This is a genomic window from Pedobacter sp. WC2501 (assembly GCF_052682415.1).
Genome location: NZ_JBQZFI010000001.1, coordinates 4,325,565 through 4,344,680 on the forward strand (window position 1 = coordinate 4,325,565; position 19,116 = coordinate 4,344,680).

A 19,116-nucleotide genomic window follows, 5' to 3' on the forward strand; every position below is an offset into this window, starting at 1 on the left:
TAATATTTAAGGTTTTTGCCACCACATTAATGTATTTACATCATCTGGTCCTTGCACTGCTAACACATTCTTATAATTAGTTGGATTTGTTGATTGGGCAAGTATTGGATAATATAAACGAACAGGCATTTTACCTCCATTTAACAAACTTTTCCCTACCGGAAGAAGAGGATGCCCTGTTCTTCTATATTCAAACCATTGTTGAAAGTCTACCAAAAACAAAGCGTAATATTTTTGCAAATGAATTAGTTCTAATTTGCTGAGTGAACCAACCGCTTTATTATCCAATGGTAAAGCATTATTCCAATTAAAATCTCCCTTTAAGGCATAATCTCTAACAGCTGCATCATTACCGTTTGCATATAAAGTCGGAATCCAGTAGTTAATACCATCGGCGATTCCTTTATAGTAATAGTTTTCTCCAGTGCCAGTAATGAAACCTTTTGCTGCAGCTTCAGCTAAAATAAAATCTACCTCTGCAACATTCATAATTACGCCTGTTGCAGCGTCTGTTTGCAAACTTAATGGGTTACCAGATTGTGCGTCTGAGTAGAAATAAGATTGTTTTGTAGGTGCCCCGCTACCTATTTGATATGCGCTAGGTATGCCAACGTAACCACCAGGTCCTGCTGCAATGCCCCATCTATTAATATTATTCCTTCCGTAGGCAGGGATAATCCTAGGGTCTGCCCAAGAAGTTAAGTTGTTTATGAAAAAATCAACTATGGCAGGCGTTCTGAAATCGGCAGGTCTTACGCTAACCATGAAAGGCGACGAGTATAGTGCTGTACTACTGTTAGTACCGTTCCAGAGAATTTTAGCCGTATGGGTATTATCAGTCATAATTGGGTATTTGGCTGGATTGGTATCAACGATTTCTTTAATTTTGGCTATGGCCTGTGCGCTTGCTTCTGCCTTGCCTGAAATCCGAAGCAACAGCCTTAAATACAATGAATTTCCAAATCTTTGCCATTTACTAATATCTCCATTGTAAACCGGGTCGCTGCTGGCCTCAATCTTCTGACCTGCTGTTAAAAGGGTATTGGCTTCTTCCAGTTTATTCAATAATGAAGTGTAAATATCTTTTTGTTTGTCGAACGCTGGCTCTAACAATCCAGATTTACCCTGGTTAGCTTGTGTATAAGGCACATCTCCATAAGTGTCAGTTAATAATTGCATTGTCCAAGCTTCTGCTATTCTTGAAATCCCCTGATATGAGGTATTAATCGAACTAGGATCACTTGCTATGGTATTTATATCTTTTATGTTAGTCAGCTCCGAATACCAAGAATTCCACATCGCATCAGATAATGTTCTCCTGATATCATAACGGTAAATCCTACCTTCCAGCACCTCATCCACTGTAGAAACCGAAACTTGCATTAATTCATTGTTGATGCTTCTATTTCGTATTAAGTTTGCACTTAATACATTAGTGAGAGTTGGTGCTAGTAATTTATCCGCGGTTACAGTTGGTACACCAATTGGATCTGTATTAATTTTATCGAAATCTTTCTTGCAGGAGAAAAATGAAGTCCCCATTACCAGTAAGAAAGCATAACCTGTACTATATTTAATCTTTTTCATTTTCTTATTAGTTTATACCCACTACTAAACGTGCACCAAAAGTTCTGGTTGATGGCAATTGCCCTACTTCAAAACCTGTTACGATATCGCTACCTGATAATGTACCAAACTCAGGATCGAAGGCAGGCCAAGGCGACCAGGTGTACAGGTTACGCCCATACACGCCTATGGTTATCCGGCTCAGGCCCAAACTTGAAACCAGTCTTTTTGAGAATGTATAATTAATATTTGCTTCTCTGAATTTTAAATAATCGGTTCTGAAAGTACTTCCTTCTGCATTGGTAGAACCATACATCGCCTCATAAAATGCACCGATATCAGTTGCAACTGTAGTATTGGGGCTATAAGTAACACCATCAGGATTTAACATTACTCCATCTCCAATTAAACCACCGTACCTGCCTGGTAAGGTCAGTTTTAATTTGCCCAGGCCAGCCATTCTTGCAAATGTTAACGAGTGTGCGACAGCACCTAATTGTGCGTCAAATAAGACGTTAGCAGCAAACCCCTTATAAGTTACACCTGTACCAAAACTAAATCTAAATTTAGGCATGGTATTTCCTAGATATTTTAACTGGGTTTGATCTGGAATGGCTTTACCGGTATTATCGAATATTACCTGTCCATCAGGGGAGCGCTTCAATCCGAAACCATACATATCTCCAAGGCTTCCCCCAACATTGGCTATGATTTGTGTACCTCCAATTGGACCTGTACGTAATATTACAGCACTATCAGCCAATTCTTTAATGGTATTCCTGTTCGCAGAAAACGTTCCATTAACCGTCCATGTAAATGATTTGCTCTGCAAAGGCGTTGCATTTACCGACATTTCCAAGCCTTTGTTATCTACCCTGCCGGCATTAAATACGGCAATTGAATATCCTGTAGCACGATCAATCGAACGGCTTAATATCTGATTTTTTGTACTTCCGGCGTATGCAGCAAAATCGAAATTTAATCTGCTTTTAAATAATTTTAGTTCGGCACCAACCTCAACTGTTGTAGTAGATAGTGGCTTTAAGTTATTATTGGGAAGTATACTTGGGTTTGTCATTGCCCCGCCCGGATAAATTCCATTCGCAGCAAGCGTATAGTTGTAGGCAGTACGGTATGGGGTCGTTCCACCACTACCCACTTGGGCAATTGAACCCCGAAGCTTGAAATAGCTGATTTGCGAAGGCAATTGCCAATAATCTGACGCAATGAAAGATAAACTTGCAGATGGGTAGAAGAAACCAACATTATCTGTTCGAAGTGGAGATGCCAAAGTACTGTTCCAATCCTGTCTTCCGGTTAAATCTAAAAATAAATAGTTTTTTAGCGATAAAGACATTGTACCATACAAACTGTTAATGTTGTAGCGTGCAGTATCTGGTACTGAAATCAATGGATTTTGATTGTTTTCTAAGCTATAATTACCGGGAACAACTAATCCGTCAGCGCGAAGCTCTGATTTGTTGTATCTATTTCTCAATTGGCTGCCACCTACTGATGCAGAAAGCTTTAAATCTCTTGATAGATCTTTGCTGTACCTTAATAAAAAGTCGGCATTCACTTCATACGAGTTGATGTCCTGAACACGATAAGAGCCTTGGGCAAATTTTGCGCCTGCTGCATCCCATGGACGCTTTGTTTCGCGGATATCATGATTAAAATCGATAGAGGAACGTACCAGTAAACTTAAATCATCAGTAAACTTATAAGTAGCCTGAACATTTCCCAGAATGCCATTTCTTCGTTGTCCGTTTATATACTGTTCAGAAATTGCATAAGGTCCTTCAGGAAAACTCGAAGTCAAGTCTAAAAATTTACGTTGCTCTTGTCCGGCCACCCAATAGTTTTTAAACCAATCCAAATTCATATTTGGATGAGCAAACATGAACCAGTACATTAACGACTGATTGCCATAACCGGTTGCAGGTAAGTTATCGCTATGCCTGTTATTATAACTGGCTTTGAAAACAATATTTAGTTTTTTTGTTACATTACTATTTCCTGAAAAAGCAAGAGAAGTACGTTCCAAATTTGTATTAGGAACTATCCAATCGTTATTACCATGGCTTGCCGTAAAGCGTAAACCTACCTTTCCGGCGTTTCCATCTAAGCTCACAGAGTTTGTTGTTTCAACCCCTGTTTTAAAAAACGCATCTAATGCATTTGGATAAGCAACCCATGGCGTACGCGTTGTTCCGCCTTTTTGCGTCGTTGGATCGTATTGAAAAAACATACTGGTACCATCAAACCTTGGCCCGTAAGTTGAACTGGTTGCATGGGTATCTGCACCATCTGCATTTGTTCCAAAACTGTAATAACTCGCACCGCTTACACCTGCACCATATTCTTGTTGAATATCTGGCCCTCTGTTAATTTGCTCGAAGGCTGTATTAGATGTGAAAGTAATATTAAAATTTTTCTTACTGCTACCAGCAGATTTGGTTGTAATTACAATGGCTCCATTTGCTCCCCTCTGACCATAGAGCGCTGACGCTGCAGGTCCTTTTAATACCGTAACATTTTCAATATCTTCAGAATTCAGATCGTTAATTGCACTTCCAAAATCTGTTGGCAAAATATCTCCGGATGTTCCATAAACACCTCCTCCGGTTCCGGCAGTACGTTTTGCACTGCTACTGGCCACAACTCCATCAATAACAATCAGTGCCTCATTATCTCCGGTTAAATTATTTTCACCACGAAGAATGATTTTGTTAGACCCAGCCAGACCGCTGTTGCGGACCAGGTTTAGGCCTGCTACCTTTCCAGACAATGCATCTGTCCAGTTCGTGGCTACCGCATTTGTAAATGCAGAACTATCTAAAGAGGCAATGGCATATCCAAGGGCTCTTTCTGAACGCTTGATGCCCAAAGCTGTAACTACTACATCATTTAGTTGGCTGTTGGATGAGGTAAGCCTCACAATCACATTATTTTCGTTGTTATTAAATGTCCTGGTTAGACTTGTATAACCAACCATATTATATAAAACAGTTGTTCCTTTGGCAATTGTGATGGTATAGTTCCCCTTCTCATTGGTTACACCCAAAAACTTTTTATTGTTATCCGTAATGGTTGTTCCGATTAATATCTGTCCATCCTGGTCATCCAATACAGTACCTTTAATTACAATGTTTTGTGCCGAAGTTTGCGCAAAACTTTCATTAAAACAAATCAGCGGTATTATTATTGCACACACCAAAAAGCTAAAGCGTTTTAGTTTACCCTTAAAAAAAGTGCTGGTTCGCTTTTGGTGACCATCAGGACTGCTTTGCTTTAAATGCAGAACGCATTGATGCCACGAAATTTGTTGAGTAAAATTTTTGATCATAATTATTATCGTATATCCGGTTAGTAATAGGGTTCATATCTTAGATTTATTTTGTCCGGATTTGCGGGCAAAGTAAGCCTGTTTATGTTAAAAATATATTAAGCGAGTATTAACGTATTGAAAGCAACACAAATATGTTGCGATTTATTTATTTTAACTTACTATATATTTCGTTAATTAAAATTAACAAAACAAATCGAAACTAAAAACAATAAAGCAAATCACCAAAAAATATTTTCTATTTGAATATTTAGACAGACAAAAACACAAGAGAGTGCATAAAAGGTGAAACCATCACCTTCAAGCAAAATAGCGCGAATTAGTTTTATTTAGAAGTTTAAAACGAGAAAGAAGAAGAAAATTCTCTATTAAATCCTCCAATACCGACATAACGTAATAATTTCATTACAGATCAAATACTGATAAATAAAATAGAACAACAAAACGAAAGATCATCTTGTAACATTTATATGCTAATGAAAATCGAAACATAAAGAAACACCATTACCCTGGCGTGGCTTGCTTAAATACATGCTTCATGTAAAGTTTACGTAAACAGAATGTCCGTTCCAGTGCAATTAAGCTAGTCACCGGGAATATTAAAAACGGCAGCAGATTAAAGGTGTAAAAAAAGAAAGCAAAAATTAGAATTAACCTGAAACATTCGAGGTAATAAATCCATTTGCGCTGCTCTAGCAGGGCGCCGATATTGATCAGGGTAACCAGGATAAAAATCAATATGGCTACTTTATGTGCTAAAGTTAACGATTCGTAAAACATGGTTGTACCTGTAAGCATCGCTACCACCAAAATCAACTGGATATTCAGATAAATTTTAAACTTGGGTTTAGGTTTCGCCTCATGTTGTAATTTATTTTGATAATAACGTTCTTCTAAAATAGTCCTGATGTTTTGATCCATTAACGCAGGACTCCCGAAAACAGCATCCCATTTGGCCTTAAATCCATTTGCACGCCTGTAAGCCTCTCCTATTTCTAAATAATAATGAAAATGCTGCCATAAGAAACTATAACTTTTAATGGGATGTGTTAAGCCATATTTAGGTACCTCTTCTTCTGCCTGGAAAGTGCCGAATAATTTATCCCAGAATACAAAAACATCGCCATAGTTTTTATCCAGGTATTTTTCATCAGAGGCGTGATGAACACCATGCAAAGAAGGCGTAATCAATATATTTTCGAGCCAGCCAAGTTTACCAATTAATTGCGTGTGTGTAAAAAAAGAATATGCTCCGTGGGCCAACAGTATGGTGATGATCATATTCGGATGAAAGCCGATCAACGGCAGAATGCACCAGAACACGTTGCGGAAAATGGCCTGAATGGTAGTAATCCGTGCTGCAGCAGATAAATTAAATTCCTCGCTCTGGTGATGCACAATATGTGCAGCCCATAAAAAATTAATCTCATGCCCCAACCTGTGGTACCAGTACCAAACCAGGTCAGTAGAAAGCAATAAGAGTATCCATACATACCATTTGGTAGAAATATCGAAAATAGCATAGTTGGTATACACCCAATGGTACACCTGGTAAAAACTTGCAGCAACAAATAAATTCAATAACCGCTCGGCAATACCTACACTAAAATTTGCAACCGTACTCTCGTATTTAAAAATTTTCGCCTTCTTTTGGTGCTGGGCGATTTTAAATTCAATAAATACGAAAATAAAAAATGCTGGTATAGCAAATGCAAGGTAGTTTACCGTCATAACAATTCAGATCTTTTTTAAGTTTAACGGAACAAACTTAAATATATTCTATTAAATACATAGATTTTGTAGAATATATTATTACACCTAAATTACTTCCATATTCATTTAATGTTTGTTGTTTTAATTTATTTGTAGAACTTCGGAATTATAAATACATAATTATGGCTACAGAGAAAAAAGCTGAAAACAACAATATATTATCAATCGATATTGGCGGTACCAGTATAAAAACCGTTCTTTTAGATGAAAGCGGAAATATGATTACCGAATATTTAAAAAGCAAAACCCCGCCAGAAGCTACGCCAAAAGATATTGTAATAGGTATTGTAGAACTAATTAAGCCTTTTCCTGATAGTTATAACCGTGTATCAATCGGATTTCCGGGTTACGTTAAAAATGGGATTGTAAAAACTGCCCCCAACCTGGCTAAAAATAAATGGGCTGATGTAGATCTTGCACAACGCGTGGCCAACGAGCTTGGTAAGCCTGTGCGTTTGGTAAATGATGCCGACCAACAAGGCTTAGGCGTGGTTGAAGGTAAAGGTTTTGAAATTGTTTTTACGGTGGGTACAGGCTTCGGAACAGCGCTATTGTTTGATGGAGAACTGCTTCCTCACTTGGAACTGGCGCATTTCCCAATCAATAAAGAGGAAGATTACGACGATTATATCGGAAACAAAGCATTCGAAAAAATCGGTAGCGAACGCTGGAATAAAAGATTAAAAAAGGTAATCGAAATTTATAAAACAGTTTTCAATTATGATACCTTATATATAGGTGGCGGAAATTCGAAACAGATCAATTTTAAGCTGGAAGACAATATTAAAATCGTGACCAACAGAGACGGGATTAAAGGTGGCGCAAAGCTTTGGAAACTGGCCGATAAGTACAATATTTTTACTGTTGAGCCTAAAAAATAATTGATCTTTTATTACAATCTTTTAACAACAATAGCTGCAATATTAATTTGTAAACCCTAATTTTGGGTGTATTCTAAAAAACAAAAAATGGCAAATAACGATTCTGAAAAATATAAATTGGGAATGATTGGTTTAGGTACTATGGGCCGGAACTTATTATTAAACATGGCTGATAAGGGCTTCTCTGTAACAGGTTACGATAAAGACCAAAAGATGATCTCGAAGCTTGAAGAAGAAGGCAAAGCGCATAATTTAGAAGGATTTAATGATATTGAAAGCTTTATTTCCAGCTTACAAACACCACGTACATTAATTTTGTTAGTGCCTGCCGGACCAATTGTAGATAGCGTTATTGCAGAACTAAAACCACTTTTAAGCAAAGGTGATATCATCATCGATAGTGGAAATTCACATTTTACCGATACCAATCGCCGTGTTGACGAGCTAGAGAAAGATGGCTTACATTTCTTCGGAATGGGTATTTCTGGTGGTGAAGAAGGAGCACGGTTTGGTCCAAGTATGATGCCTGGTGGTGATAAACAAGCATACAATGTTGTAAAAGATGTTTTTGATGCTGTAGCTGCAAAAGTGGGTACCGATCCTTGTGTAACCTACATAGGTCCGGGTGCTTCTGGCCACTTTGTTAAAATGGTACATAATGGTATAGAATATGCCATTATGGAGCTTATTGCCGAAGTATACGGCATCCTTAAAAATGGCTTAGGTTACTCAAATGAAGAAATCTATAAAGTATTCAAAAAATGGAACGAAGGCAGGTTGCAATCATTCTTATTGGAAATTACTGCTGAAATTTTCTTATTTAAAGATACCGAAACACAAAATGATCTTTTAGATCAGATTAAAGATGAAGCCCGTTCAAAAGGTACCGGAAAATGGACATCAGAGGTTTCAATGGAACTTCAATTGCCAATCCCTACTATTAACGAAGCTGTTTCTAACCGCGATTTATCTAAATTTAAAAAACTAAGGGTTTCCCTGGAAGAGGCTTTTGGTAAAAAAGATACTAAAATTGAGGTAACAGTTGAAGAGCTGGAAGATGCATTTTATTTCTCTATGATCAGTGCTTATGCACAAGGGATGCATTTACTGGTTCAGGCATCAAAAGAATATCAATACAACCTACAGTTACAGGAAATTGCCAAAATCTGGCGCGGAGGCTGTATCATCAGGGCTAAATTTTTAGAAGATATTTATCAGGCTTATGATAAAGACAATTCTCTTGAACATTTATTCGGTGATGCGGGTATTCAGAACATCATTAAAGGCACTTTAGCAGGTACGCGCAAAACAATCAGTGCATGTATCAATTCTGGTTTAGGTATTCCTGCATTTGCATCTACCCTAACCTATTTCGACACCATTACTACAGGCCGCATGCCTTCAAATTTAATCCAGGCACAAAGAGATTTCTTTGGTGCACACACCTTCGAACGCATTGATAAAGATGGTGTTTTTCATGCCGACTGGAATAAATTATCATAAACTCATTAGACTCACGAACAAGAACATACAATGAAAACCAAAACCGCATTAAACCCTACCATTTTTGTAATATTTGGTGGAACAGGTGATTTAAATAAAAGAAAATTAGCACCTGCCCTATATAATTTATTTATAGAGGGTTACATGCCTGATAAGTTTGCTATTATTGGTACAGGAAGAACTGAATTTACCGATGATAGTTACAGAATTGCTTTAGAAGAAGCTGTGAACGAGTTTTCGCGAAGCGGAAAAGTTAAAAAAGATAAATGGGACGATTTTGGAAATACGATGCACTACTGCCCAACCGATTTTGCCCAACCAAAAACTTTCGAAAACCTAAAAGGAGCTGTAGAAAAATATCAAAAAGAATTTGGTGCAGGTACACAGGTAATTTTCTACCTCGCAGTTGCGCCTAATTTCTTCCCGATTATTGCTGAATGTTTGCAGAAATATAAACTAACGCAAGATGAGGACAATAGCCGTATTGTTATCGAAAAACCTTTTGGCCATGATTTAGAATCGGCAAAAGAGCTTAATGCATTATTGAGCACTATTTTTACGGAAAAGCAGATCTACCGTATTGATCATTATCTCGGTAAAGAAACCGTACAAAACATGATGGCATTCCGTTTTGCCAATGCATTGTTCGAGCCGTTGTGGAACAGGTCTTATATCGATCACGTTCAGATTTCAGTAACAGAACAGTTAGGCGTGGGCGATCGTGGTGGTTATTATGAAGGCTCTGGTGCTTTGAGGGATATGATCCAGAATCACCTCTTGCAATTGCTTTGTTTAGTTGGAATGGAAGCACCTATTAATTTTGATGCCGATGAAATCAGAAATCGTAAGGTTGAGGTTTTAAGAGCTATGCGTCCTTTTTCTGCAGAAGATATCAGGTTTCACACTGTTCGCGGTCAGTACAGCAAAGGCTGGGTTGAAGGTAAGGAAGTTCCGGGATACCGCCAGGAAAAAGGTGTTGATCCCCACTCAAATACCGAAACTTTTGCGGCAGTTAAATTCCATATCGATAATTGGAGATGGCAAGGTATTCCTTTCTATTTAAGAACAGGAAAGCGTTTAAACCAAACTTCATCATTAATTACCATTCAGTTTAGAGATGTGCCACACCAGATTTTCTCATCAGAGGTAACCGAAAATTGGCAACAAAACAGGTTGGTGATTAGCATACAGCCAGAAATGAGTATCCGCATGCAGGTACAGGCCAAAAGACCTGGATTAGACATGGTTCTAAACCCGGTTGATATGGTATTTGATTATAAAGGAACTTATGAGGGTGATACTCCAGAAGCTTACGAAACCTTATTGTTGGATACCATGATGGGCGATCAAACCTTGTTTATGCGAGGCGATCAGGTAGAAGCGGCATGGGAACTGGTGATGCCAATTTTAAATACATGGGAAAGCAAAAAATCGATCAACTTCCCTAACTACCCTGCCGATAGCTGGGGACCAGAAGAAGCTGAAGCACTTATTGCGAGAGACGGTTTCCACTGGTTTAATTTGCCGTTGAAGAATAAGGAATAATTTTTATCCAGTCGTCACCCTGAATTTATTTCAGGGTCTTATCAAGATAGATGCTGAAATAAATTCAGGGTGACGAGTTTATTATTTACAAAATGAATCTACTCATATACAAAACATTAGAAGAACTAAACCAGGATCTGGCAGATTATGTAATTAAAATTGCAGAAATGTCTATCGAAGAAAACGACCGTTTCAATTTTGTACTTACGGGCGGTAGTTCTCCTAAAGCACTTTACCATTTTCTTGCTACTGAAGGGCAGCACAGAATTGATTGGGAAAAAGTCTACTTCTTTTTTGGCGATGAGCGTAATGTTCCTGCCAACGATGACAATTATAACGGATTAATGGCCAAGAAAACCATTTTAGATCCGCTAGGCATTAAAGAAGATCATATCTTTTACGTAGATACCACTTTGGCGCCAGAAAAAGCAGCTATCGAATATAAAAAAGCAATAGACAAACATTTTAATGGTGAAGAAATCGTTTTCGATTTAATCCTTTTGGGTATGGGGGATGATGCACACACCGCTTCGATTTTTCCACATACTACTTTGGTTAAAGATGAGGAAGTAAACGTAGCAGCTGTATATGTAGAAAAACTAGATACGTATCGCATTAGCTTTACCGCACCATTAATTAACAAAGCAGATAACGTAGCCTTTTTGGTATTTGGCGAGAATAAAGCCGAAGCACTGAAACATGTTATTGGCGATACGGAAAAAAATGTTGATTTATATCCTTCACAATTAATCGATCCTATTGATGGGAAGTTAACCTGGTTTACCGACGAGGCTGCAACAAAATTATTAGAAGATTAAATAATATGGATGTCTGAAGAAAAACATTTATCAGACTTTTTAAACGGAAAAACGGAATATACTTTAGGGTTATTCCGTTTTTTATTGAGCAATTGGCCGAATTTGGAGAGGTAAATCTCAGGCCTACAAAATCCATGGTTGCCATCAAATCTAAAACGCCCTTCGCATACATTACGCATTTTCAGACCAGAAAGATCCTGAAACAAGTTCAGGATGACGAGGCGGAGAGAATTTTCTTCAGGTGTTATCATTCTACACCAAATTCGTCATTGCGAGAAGGCTTTTTCAGCCGACGAAGCAATCTTTATAACAAGGATTATATGATAAATTTCTCCACTACGGTCGAAAGGACGAATCTGATGGAGTAAATTGCCTTAATCCAGCTTCTCTTCTATCAATAATTTAATAATCCCATCAGCCATTCCTACTTTAGGTACATAAATCTGTTTTATCCCCGTCCACTTCATTAAAGTTAAATAAATCTCGCAAGCCGGGATAATTACATCCGCACGGTCGGGATTTAAGCCCAAAGTATTGATCCTTTCTTTTAATGAATAACTGGTTAATTTATTATACATCGAATTTAATTTCTGTAACGATAAAGGCGCATTTTCCTTCTCATCAGACATGCGGAACAATTTATTAATATTGCCGCCTGTACCTATGCCAGCTAAATGTTTATACTCTTTTGTATGTTCTTTTACCCAATCTTTCATCTCTTCCCAGGTTTCTTCCTTATCCTGATTGTCGAGCATTCTGATTGTACCAATATTAAATGATCTTGATACTTCCGGAGTTCCCTTTACAAAAACAGATAATTCGGTGCTACCCCCACCCACATCAATATACAGATAGTTTTTATTTTCGTCTAATTCCTCTTCAATATGGTTGGCATAAATAATATTCGCTTCCCGCTGCCCCTCTATAATTTCTAAGGTAACGTCTGTTTGCTCCTTAATCAGCTTTACAATATCCTGTCCGTTGCTGGCTTCACGCATGGCAGATGTTGCACAAGCTAAATATTCGGAAACATGATACACATCCATCAGGTTTTTAAAAGCGGTCATGGTTTTTACCAGGTCTGCAGATTTTTTCTCGGAAATATATTGATCTAAGAATGCATCATCTCCCAACCGGAGTGGCACACGTATCAGGGTGTTCTTTTTGTATTTATATTTTCCGTCTTGTTTGCTAATATCTGCAATGAGTAACCTCACCGCATTCGAACCGATATCTATAGCTGCGTATCTTAACATTATGATTGATGCTTGGTTTTTAAATAGTTGTAGATGTCTACCTGTGCCCTTATTTTTTTACTTAATCTGTTTTTATGGTATTTGTTATTGTTTAAGGCATTAATTTGCCTCGATTTGGTATTGTCTTGCAGCTGCAGGTCGATAATGTCTTGTATCTCCTGTTTAACATCTTGATCAAGGACTGGAAAACCTACTTCTACACGATGCTCAAAATTTCTGCTCATTAAATCTGCAGACGATAAATACATATCGTTTTTACCATTATTACCGAAAATATAAACCCGGGCATGCTCCAAAAACTTATCGATGATACTAATAGCGGTAATATTTTCACTAAAGCCCTTTACGCCTGGTACCAAGCAGCAAATACCGCGTATAATAAGCTGAATTTTAACCCCGGCATTGCTCGCATCGTAAAGTTTGGAAATAATGCCTTCATCAGCTAAACTGTTTACTTTTAGCATGATATAAGCAAGTTTACCCTGTTTGGCATTTCTGATTTCGCGGTTGATGAAATTAACCAGCTTAGAACGGCTCTCCAGTGGTGAAACAATCAGGTGCCTGAAGCCTTTGGTTACGGTACGCTTGCTCAATGCATCAAAAAGTTTGACCAGATCATTGGTAATCTCTTTCTTTGCGGTGAAAATGCTGTGATCGCAATATAAACCTGCAGTTTTCTCGTTAAAATTTCCAGTAGCTAAATTGGCGTAGTAAACCGGCTTATCTTTTTCGATCCTTTTAACCAAGCAAATCTTAGAGTGTACTTTGTAATCTGTTAAGCCATAATTTACCTTAACACCCTCCTCCATTAAACGGCTTGTCCAGTAAATATTAGCTTGTTCATCAAAGCGGGCTTTAAGTTCTAATAAAACAGAAACAGCCTTTCCATTTTTAGCAGCGTTAATTAAGGCATTAATTACTTTCGAGTTTTCAGCTAAGCGATATAAAGTAATCTGTATCTCCGTAACCTTTGGATCAAGGGCTGCCTCACGCAAAAATAAAATGATATAATCGTACGATTGGTATGGCAGATTCACCAAATAATCACGCTGAGCAACTTTATTGAACATGCTTTGGGTTCTATGCAAATCGTGCACCTTAAGCGGTACATTAGGTGCATATTCCAGTTCTTTTTTGCCTACATTCGGGAAAGCGATAAAATCGCCAAATTTATGGTAACGGTTACCTGGGATTAAACTATCTGCCTCTAGCTTGAGTTTGTTTACTAAAACGGTAAGCATATTAAGCGGCATGGCCGAATCATAAAGCAGGCGCATTGGTTTCCCTTTTTTGCGTTTTTCTAAACTGCTTTTTAAATCTTCGATAAACTTATCATTAATGTTTTTATCAATATCCAGTTCGGCATCCCGTGTTAACTGGATCGAATAGGCCTCAAGGTTATCGTAAGTAAAAACATAAAATATATCATCTAAACAATACCTGATGATATCTTCGGCAAGAATTATAAATTTCAGATCGTTTGTTTCTGGCAGCACCAAAAACCGGGGTAAATTAGGCGGAATTTCGATTAATGCATACTTTTCTCTAACTTTTGTATCCTTTTTAGAAAGTTTAACAAAGAAATATAGATATCGGTCTTTCAGTTCTGGAAATGGCTTATCCATATCCAGCATAATCGGAACCACATTTGATAAAATCTTATCCCTGAAATGATTTTTAACGAATTCTCCCCTGCTTACATTCAGTTGAGTATCGTTTAAAATAAAAATCCTGTTTTGAGCAAGTTCGTTAATTAAGGTAGCCTGAAAAAGCTGGTCGAATTTTCTTTCCTGTTTTACAACGATATTTTTAATCTCATTCAGAATTTTCTTTGGATTAAATCCCAAAAGTGCCTTTGCCTTATCGTTCAGATTGGTTAACCGGGTCATGGTAGCCACCCTAACACGATAAAACTCTTCTAAATTGGAAGAAAATATAGATAGAAATTTAATCCGCTCAATCAGCGGAACTGTTTCATCGGCCGCTTCTTGCAGTACACGTTCATTAAAGTAAAGCCAACTGATTTCGCGGTTAAAAAATGGAATCTTCTTATTACTCATTTAAAAAAATAAAAAATCCCTGCAAAACAGGGATGTTCAAAACTGCACATTAATTTGTTAAATCGATGTTAATTCATTTACATATTAACGTTAACAAATTTATTTTTTAACAGGAGTTTTTACAACTTTCTTAACCGCAGGGGTAGCTTTCGCAACCGTTTTTTTAACAACCTCAGTAGCCGTTTCCGGCGCTTTACTTACCGCTTTTTTAGCTACTTTAGTGGCTTCGTTAACAGCTTCTTTTGTTGTCGCTACGGGTTTTGCCAATACCTTTTCTGCTTTTTCTTCAGTTTCTATTGCGGCAACTTTAATGCTTTGTACTACTGGTTTTGCCTTCGCAACAGCTTTTTTAACTACTTTTTCAGCAGATTTTTCAGATTTACTTATCGCTTTGGCAATAGGTTTTTCCGCTGCTTTGGCTTTCTCTTTAGACGCATGTAACAAATCATCAATTTTTTGTCCCACATCTGCTTTTACAATGGTAAATTTCTTGGTTAATTTTTTAGCCACCCGCTTACTTGCTTTACCAACCTCCGTACTAATTTCCGATACATCATGACCTAAACTTTTGATTACTTCTAAAAACTTATCCGTGATTGACTGCTCAAGTTGTTTTTTAACTTCTTTTTTTGTGATCTTTTTTTGAGACTTCGGTTTGGTGGTTTTCATATTATTTTTCGTTTTTTTGTGAGGATGGATTAATTTCTATTAAATCTACTTATTTTTTTACTTTAAAGCTAAAACCATGCCTTCTTTTGATATTGTAAGTAAAGTTGATGCGCAAACGTTAGACAACGCAATTAACAATGCTAAAAAAGAAATCCTTAACCGATTCGACTTTAATGGATCGAAAAGCACCATCGATCTGGATAAAAAAACAAACGTGGTAACCATTGTTACTGAAGATGATATGCGATTAAAAGCAATCGAAGATTCCATTATTTCGCGGATGATGAAACAGAATTTAGATCCGAAAAGTTTAGACTTTGGCGACGAGCATCAGGCCTCAGGCAACATGATCAGAAAAGAAATCAGCATAAAAGAAGGATTGGATAAAGAAGCAGCGAAAAAAGTGGTGGCGAAAATCAAAGCCAGCGGCTTAAAAGTTCAACCCTCTATTATGGATGATCAGGTTCGGGTTACCGCAAAGAAAATTGATGACTTGCAGGCAGTGATCAGCCTTTGTAGAAATGAAGATTTCGATCAGCCATTGCAGTTTATTAATATGCGTAACTAGAAAGGCTTAATTATCTGAATTGGTTAATCGGTTAACTGCGAAAGAGGCTTAGAAAACTTAGCTAATTCTTTAAGTGGATTTTGAAAGAATTCACTTATTTAATCATTCAAAATTCAATCATTAATCAAAATGGAAATCAGCGAAAACGGTTTTATATTTTCTGATAAAAAGGACCTTTTAGATCTCGAAGCCATACATCATTATTTAAATGTAGAGTCGTACTGGGCAAAGGGCATTCCGCTGGATACCGTAAAACGTTCTATAGAAAATTCGCTTTGTTTTGGGATTTATAAAGATCAGGAACAGGTAGGTTTTGCGAGATGGATAACCGATAAGGCTACTTTTGCATGGCTTTGTGATGTTTACATTAAAGAAAGCTACCGTGGCTTGGGTTTATCGAAAAAACTGATGTCGTTTATGATTTTTCATCCTGATTTACAGGGATTAAGGTCATATCGCTTAGGCACTTTGGATGCACATGGATTGTACAAACAATTTGGTTTTGAACCAGTGGAAAATCCGGAACGTTTAATGGCTATTGTTATCAAAAATCCATACGGATTAGCGCAATAACTCTTACAACAAAAACCTTTTTCCAGTGCTCTTGTTTCTAATCTATTAAATATAGAGAAAACATGAAAAAGATATTTTTATTGTCAACAGCTTTTGCCTTGGCACTTTCCTTTCAGGCTTGTCAAACTGCAGATAAAAAATCGGCGACGACAAAAGACAGCGTATCTGGCGATACCACGATGGTAAATGGTAACCACGTTGCTGGTTCCGAAAGTACCGAATCGGGTATTGATGAGGCAGGTGCTACATTTTTAAGAAAAGCAGCTGTAGGTGGTATTATGGAAGTTGAAGCAGCAAAGATTGCAGCAAAAAATGCAAAAAGTACCGAAGTAAAAGACTTCGCAGCTAAAATGCTTGCCGACCATACCAAAGCAAATGCAGAATTAAAAGCTTTGGCAGTAAACAAAAAAGTGATTACCCCTGATGCATTGCCTGCCGATGAGCAGATCCATTTGGATGAAATGAAAAAAATGACCGGTAAAGCATTTGATAAACATTATATGGATATGATGGTTACCGACCATGAAAAAACAGTAGCATTATTTAAACAGGGAATTGAAAACCGTGACCAAAGTATCAAAGAATGGGCTACGAATACTTTAAAAGTAATTGAATCACATGATGAAATGGCTAAGAAGATTGCACCTGGATTAAAATAGATTAGGATATTTTTTTAACATAGATCGGTCGTCATTCCGAGCGGAGTGCAAAAAGGTCGGGGAATCAGTTCAGATAGATCTCTCCACTTTTTGGTGTTCAGGTCGAGGTGACGACTTTTTTATTAAAAACTGCGAATAAAGTTCAGCAATAAAATAGGCGAAATGCATTAAATTTTAATAGAATTTCTTTCAATAAAAAAATTAAAATTAACTTTCGCCGTTTAATACAAAAATACATAAATGAATAAGAGTAGAATTTTTAGCGCGCTGTTAAGCATTGCGTTCGTAAGTGCAGTACCAACTTTGGCCAATGCGCAAAAAGCCAATTGGCAAAATCTTGATCTTAAAAGTGATAGCACTTTCGGAATCAGTACCGAAAAAGCATATAAAGAACTTTTAAAAGGTAAAAAATCTGTTAAAGTTATCGTAGCTGTAAATGATGGTGGTGTAGAAGCTACACACGAGGATTTAAAACGGATTATGTGGGTAAATACCAAAGAGATAGCTGGCAATGGCAAAGATGATGACAAGAATGGTTATATCGACGATATTAATGGCTGGAATTTTATTGGCGGCCCTAAAGAATCTGTAAACTTCGAAACTTTAGAATTAACCCGTTTAGTTCGTCGCGACCAGGTACGTTTTGCCAATACCACAGATGCGAATGTAGCAGAAAAAGATAAAAAAGATTTCGAAGTTTTTAAAGCAGAAAGAGCCGATTTAGAAAAACAATTAGCGGAAGCTAAGGGAAATCTGGCAGGTATTACTGGTTTTAAAAATGCATTAGATGCAGTAGTAAAGAAAATCGGTAAAGAAAATCCAACCGCAGAAGATTTTAAAAACTTTAAACCTGCTACCGAGGTTGAAGGCAGGATCCAAAATGTACTAGCTCAACAATTAGAAAAAGGCAGTTTTAAAGATTTTTACGAAAACCAGATTGTAGAGGGATTCGATTATTATACACGCCAGGCCAAATACAACTTAAATCTTGATTATGATCCACGCTCCATAGTTGGCGATGATCCAAACAACCCTAAGGAAAAATTTTATGGCAATAATGATGTTGCAGGCCCTGACGCTATGCACGGCACACACGTAGCTGGTATTATTGCGGCTGACAGAACTAACAAACTGGGGATCTTAGGTGTGGCTGATAATGTTGCCATTATGGGAGTTCGTTGTACGCCAAATGGTGATGAAAGAGATAAAGATGTGGCAAATGGAATCCGTTATGCGGTTGATAATGGCGCAAAAGTAATTAACATGAGTTTTGGTAAAGCTTATAGCTGGGATAAGGCTACCGTTAACGAAGCGATGAAATATGCTGCATCTAAAGATGTACTGATCGTTCAGGCTGCAGGTAACGAAAACAAAAATATTGATGTTGAAAATAATTTTCCTAACCATAAAGATTTAGATGAAAAAACTATTGCTTCATGGATTACCGTTGGTGCTTCTGGTCCTCAAGATGATGAAACGCTAAAAGCCAGTTTCTCTAACTTTGGTAAAACACAGGTTGATGTTTTCGCTCCTGGTGTTCAGATTTACTCTACCGTACCGGGTTCGAAATACAAAAACTTAGATGGAACAAGTATGGCCTCTCCTGTTGTGGCTGGTTTAGCCGGATTAATCCGTTCTTATTACCCTAAATTAACAGCAGCGCAAGTAAAAGAAATTATCGTTAAATCGGTTACTAAGGTGAACCACAATGTAGAATATACCAAAGGCGAAGAGCCAGGTGCCGAAAAAGTTTCTGTTCCTTTTTCTGATCTTTGTATCAGCGGTGGAATTGTGAATACTTATAATGCATTAAAATTAGCGGCAACTTATTCAGGTAAAGCAGCTGCTAAATAATCTTTCAGATTGTCATTCTGAGCGATTGCGAAGAATCTTTAT

Annotated in this window: 14 protein-coding genes; 8 read left to right on the top strand and 6 right to left on the bottom strand. The window is 37.4% G+C overall.

The genetic code is table 11. From position 1 onward, the window contains the following. Nucleotides 1–6: 6 nt before the first annotated feature. From ACUN24_RS18255 to ACUN24_RS18265, 3 genes are all read right to left on the bottom strand, one after another. Nucleotides 7–1,587, bottom strand: coding sequence for a SusD/RagB family nutrient-binding outer membrane lipoprotein (locus tag ACUN24_RS18255; RefSeq protein WP_445563803.1), 1,581 nt, complete (start codon nucleotides 1,585–1,587; stop codon nucleotides 7–9). Nucleotides 1,588–1,594: 7 nt separating this feature from the next. After that, nucleotides 1,595–4,915, bottom strand: coding sequence for a SusC/RagA family TonB-linked outer membrane protein (locus tag ACUN24_RS18260; protein WP_445563804.1), 3,321 nt, complete (start codon nucleotides 4,913–4,915; stop codon nucleotides 1,595–1,597). A 504-nt stretch (nucleotides 4,916–5,419) separates the two neighbouring features. Then, the gene (locus tag ACUN24_RS18265) at nucleotides 5,420–6,646 is read right to left on the bottom strand and encodes a sterol desaturase family protein (RefSeq protein ID WP_445563805.1); all 1,227 of its coding nucleotides are present in this window, start codon (nucleotides 6,644–6,646) and stop codon (nucleotides 5,420–5,422) included. Nucleotides 6,647–6,810: 164 nt separating this feature from the next. On the opposite strand from ACUN24_RS18265, the gene ACUN24_RS18270 reads away from it, so the two are divergent. From ACUN24_RS18270 to pgl, 4 genes are all read left to right on the top strand, one after another. Next, nucleotides 6,811–7,569, top strand: a complete 759-nt coding sequence (locus ACUN24_RS18270) for an ROK family protein (RefSeq protein ID WP_445563806.1) — start codon at nucleotides 6,811–6,813, stop codon at nucleotides 7,567–7,569. Nucleotides 7,570–7,656: 87 nt separating this feature from the next. Next, nucleotides 7,657–9,072 (top strand): NADP-dependent phosphogluconate dehydrogenase, encoded by a 1,416-nt coding sequence (gene gndA / locus ACUN24_RS18275; RefSeq protein ID WP_445563807.1) that lies wholly within the window; start codon nucleotides 7,657–7,659, stop codon nucleotides 9,070–9,072. Between the two features lie 30 nt (nucleotides 9,073–9,102). Further along, nucleotides 9,103–10,617: a glucose-6-phosphate dehydrogenase gene (gene zwf, locus ACUN24_RS18280; protein ID WP_445563808.1), complete on the top strand. Its 1,515-nt coding sequence runs from the start codon at nucleotides 9,103–9,105 to the stop codon at nucleotides 10,615–10,617. A 92-nt stretch (nucleotides 10,618–10,709) separates the two neighbouring features. Continuing rightward, on the top strand, nucleotides 10,710–11,435 hold the full coding sequence (gene pgl / locus ACUN24_RS18285; protein ID WP_445563809.1) for a 6-phosphogluconolactonase: 726 nt from the start codon (nucleotides 10,710–10,712) through the stop codon (nucleotides 11,433–11,435). 374 nt (nucleotides 11,436–11,809) lie between these two features. Here the strand turns inward: pgl and ACUN24_RS18290 are convergent, their stop codons facing one another. From ACUN24_RS18290 to ACUN24_RS18300, 3 genes are all read right to left on the bottom strand, one after another. Beyond that, entirely contained in the window at nucleotides 11,810–12,691 is an 882-nt protein-coding gene (locus tag ACUN24_RS18290; RefSeq protein WP_132397933.1) for a Ppx/GppA phosphatase family protein, read from the bottom strand. Then, a complete protein-coding gene (ppk1, locus tag ACUN24_RS18295; RefSeq protein WP_445563810.1) occupies nucleotides 12,691–14,751 on the bottom strand; it encodes a polyphosphate kinase 1 in 2,061 nt (686 codons plus the stop codon). The genes ACUN24_RS18290 and ppk1 overlap by 1 nt, the downstream gene beginning before the upstream one ends. Nucleotides 14,752–14,850: 99 nt before the next feature. Then, nucleotides 14,851–15,420, bottom strand: a complete 570-nt coding sequence (locus ACUN24_RS18300) for a hypothetical protein (RefSeq protein WP_445563811.1) — start codon at nucleotides 15,418–15,420, stop codon at nucleotides 14,851–14,853. 76 nt (nucleotides 15,421–15,496) lie between these two features. Here ACUN24_RS18300 and ACUN24_RS18305 point away from each other — a divergent pair, with 76 nt between their 5' ends. The 4 genes from ACUN24_RS18305 (at nucleotide 15,497) to ACUN24_RS18320 (ending at nucleotide 19,074) form a co-directional block, all read left to right on the top strand. Further along, nucleotides 15,497–15,988: a YajQ family cyclic di-GMP-binding protein gene (locus ACUN24_RS18305; RefSeq protein WP_132397938.1), complete on the top strand. Its 492-nt coding sequence runs from the start codon at nucleotides 15,497–15,499 to the stop codon at nucleotides 15,986–15,988. Nucleotides 15,989–16,117: 129 nt separating this feature from the next. Beyond that, nucleotides 16,118–16,561 (top strand): GNAT family N-acetyltransferase, encoded by a 444-nt coding sequence (locus tag ACUN24_RS18310; RefSeq protein ID WP_445563812.1) that lies wholly within the window; start codon nucleotides 16,118–16,120, stop codon nucleotides 16,559–16,561. A 62-nt stretch (nucleotides 16,562–16,623) separates the two neighbouring features. After that, nucleotides 16,624–17,220, top strand: a complete 597-nt coding sequence (locus ACUN24_RS18315) for a DUF4142 domain-containing protein (protein WP_445563813.1) — start codon at nucleotides 16,624–16,626, stop codon at nucleotides 17,218–17,220. Nucleotides 17,221–17,460: 240 nt separating this feature from the next. After that, entirely contained in the window at nucleotides 17,461–19,074 is a 1,614-nt protein-coding gene (locus tag ACUN24_RS18320) for a S8 family peptidase (protein WP_445563814.1), read from the top strand. Nucleotides 19,075–19,116 lie beyond the last annotated feature (42 nt).

Bases quoted from the DNA above. Each gene is read 5' to 3' on its own strand.
- ACUN24_RS18310 (WP_445563812.1), top strand. From the start codon at position 16,118: ATGGAAATCAGCGAAAACGGTTTTATATTTTCTGATAAAAAGGACCTT.
- gndA (WP_445563807.1), top strand. From the start codon at position 7,657: ATGGCAAATAACGATTCTGAAAAATATAAATTGGGAATGATTGGTTTA.
- ACUN24_RS18265 (WP_445563805.1), bottom strand. From the start codon at position 6,646: ATGACGGTAAACTACCTTGCATTTGCTATACCAGCATTTTTTATTTTC.
- pgl (WP_445563809.1), top strand. From the start codon at position 10,710: ATGAATCTACTCATATACAAAACATTAGAAGAACTAAACCAGGATCTG.
- ACUN24_RS18300 (WP_445563811.1), bottom strand. From the start codon at position 15,420: ATGAAAACCACCAAACCGAAGTCTCAAAAAAAGATCACAAAAAAAGAA.
- ACUN24_RS18255 (WP_445563803.1), bottom strand. From the start codon at position 1,587: ATGAAAAAGATTAAATATAGTACAGGTTATGCTTTCTTACTGGTAATG.
- ACUN24_RS18290 (WP_132397933.1), bottom strand. From the start codon at position 12,691: ATGTTAAGATACGCAGCTATAGATATCGGTTCGAATGCGGTGAGGTTA.
- ACUN24_RS18270 (WP_445563806.1), top strand. From the start codon at position 6,811: ATGGCTACAGAGAAAAAAGCTGAAAACAACAATATATTATCAATCGAT.
- ACUN24_RS18260 (WP_445563804.1), bottom strand. From the start codon at position 4,915: ATGATCAAAAATTTTACTCAACAAATTTCGTGGCATCAATGCGTTCTG.
- ACUN24_RS18315 (WP_445563813.1), top strand. From the start codon at position 16,624: ATGAAAAAGATATTTTTATTGTCAACAGCTTTTGCCTTGGCACTTTCC.
- ppk1 (WP_445563810.1), bottom strand. From the start codon at position 14,751: ATGAGTAATAAGAAGATTCCATTTTTTAACCGCGAAATCAGTTGGCTT.
- ACUN24_RS18305 (WP_132397938.1), top strand. From the start codon at position 15,497: ATGCCTTCTTTTGATATTGTAAGTAAAGTTGATGCGCAAACGTTAGAC.
- ACUN24_RS18320 (WP_445563814.1), top strand. From the start codon at position 17,461: ATGAATAAGAGTAGAATTTTTAGCGCGCTGTTAAGCATTGCGTTCGTA.
- zwf (WP_445563808.1), top strand. From the start codon at position 9,103: ATGAAAACCAAAACCGCATTAAACCCTACCATTTTTGTAATATTTGGT.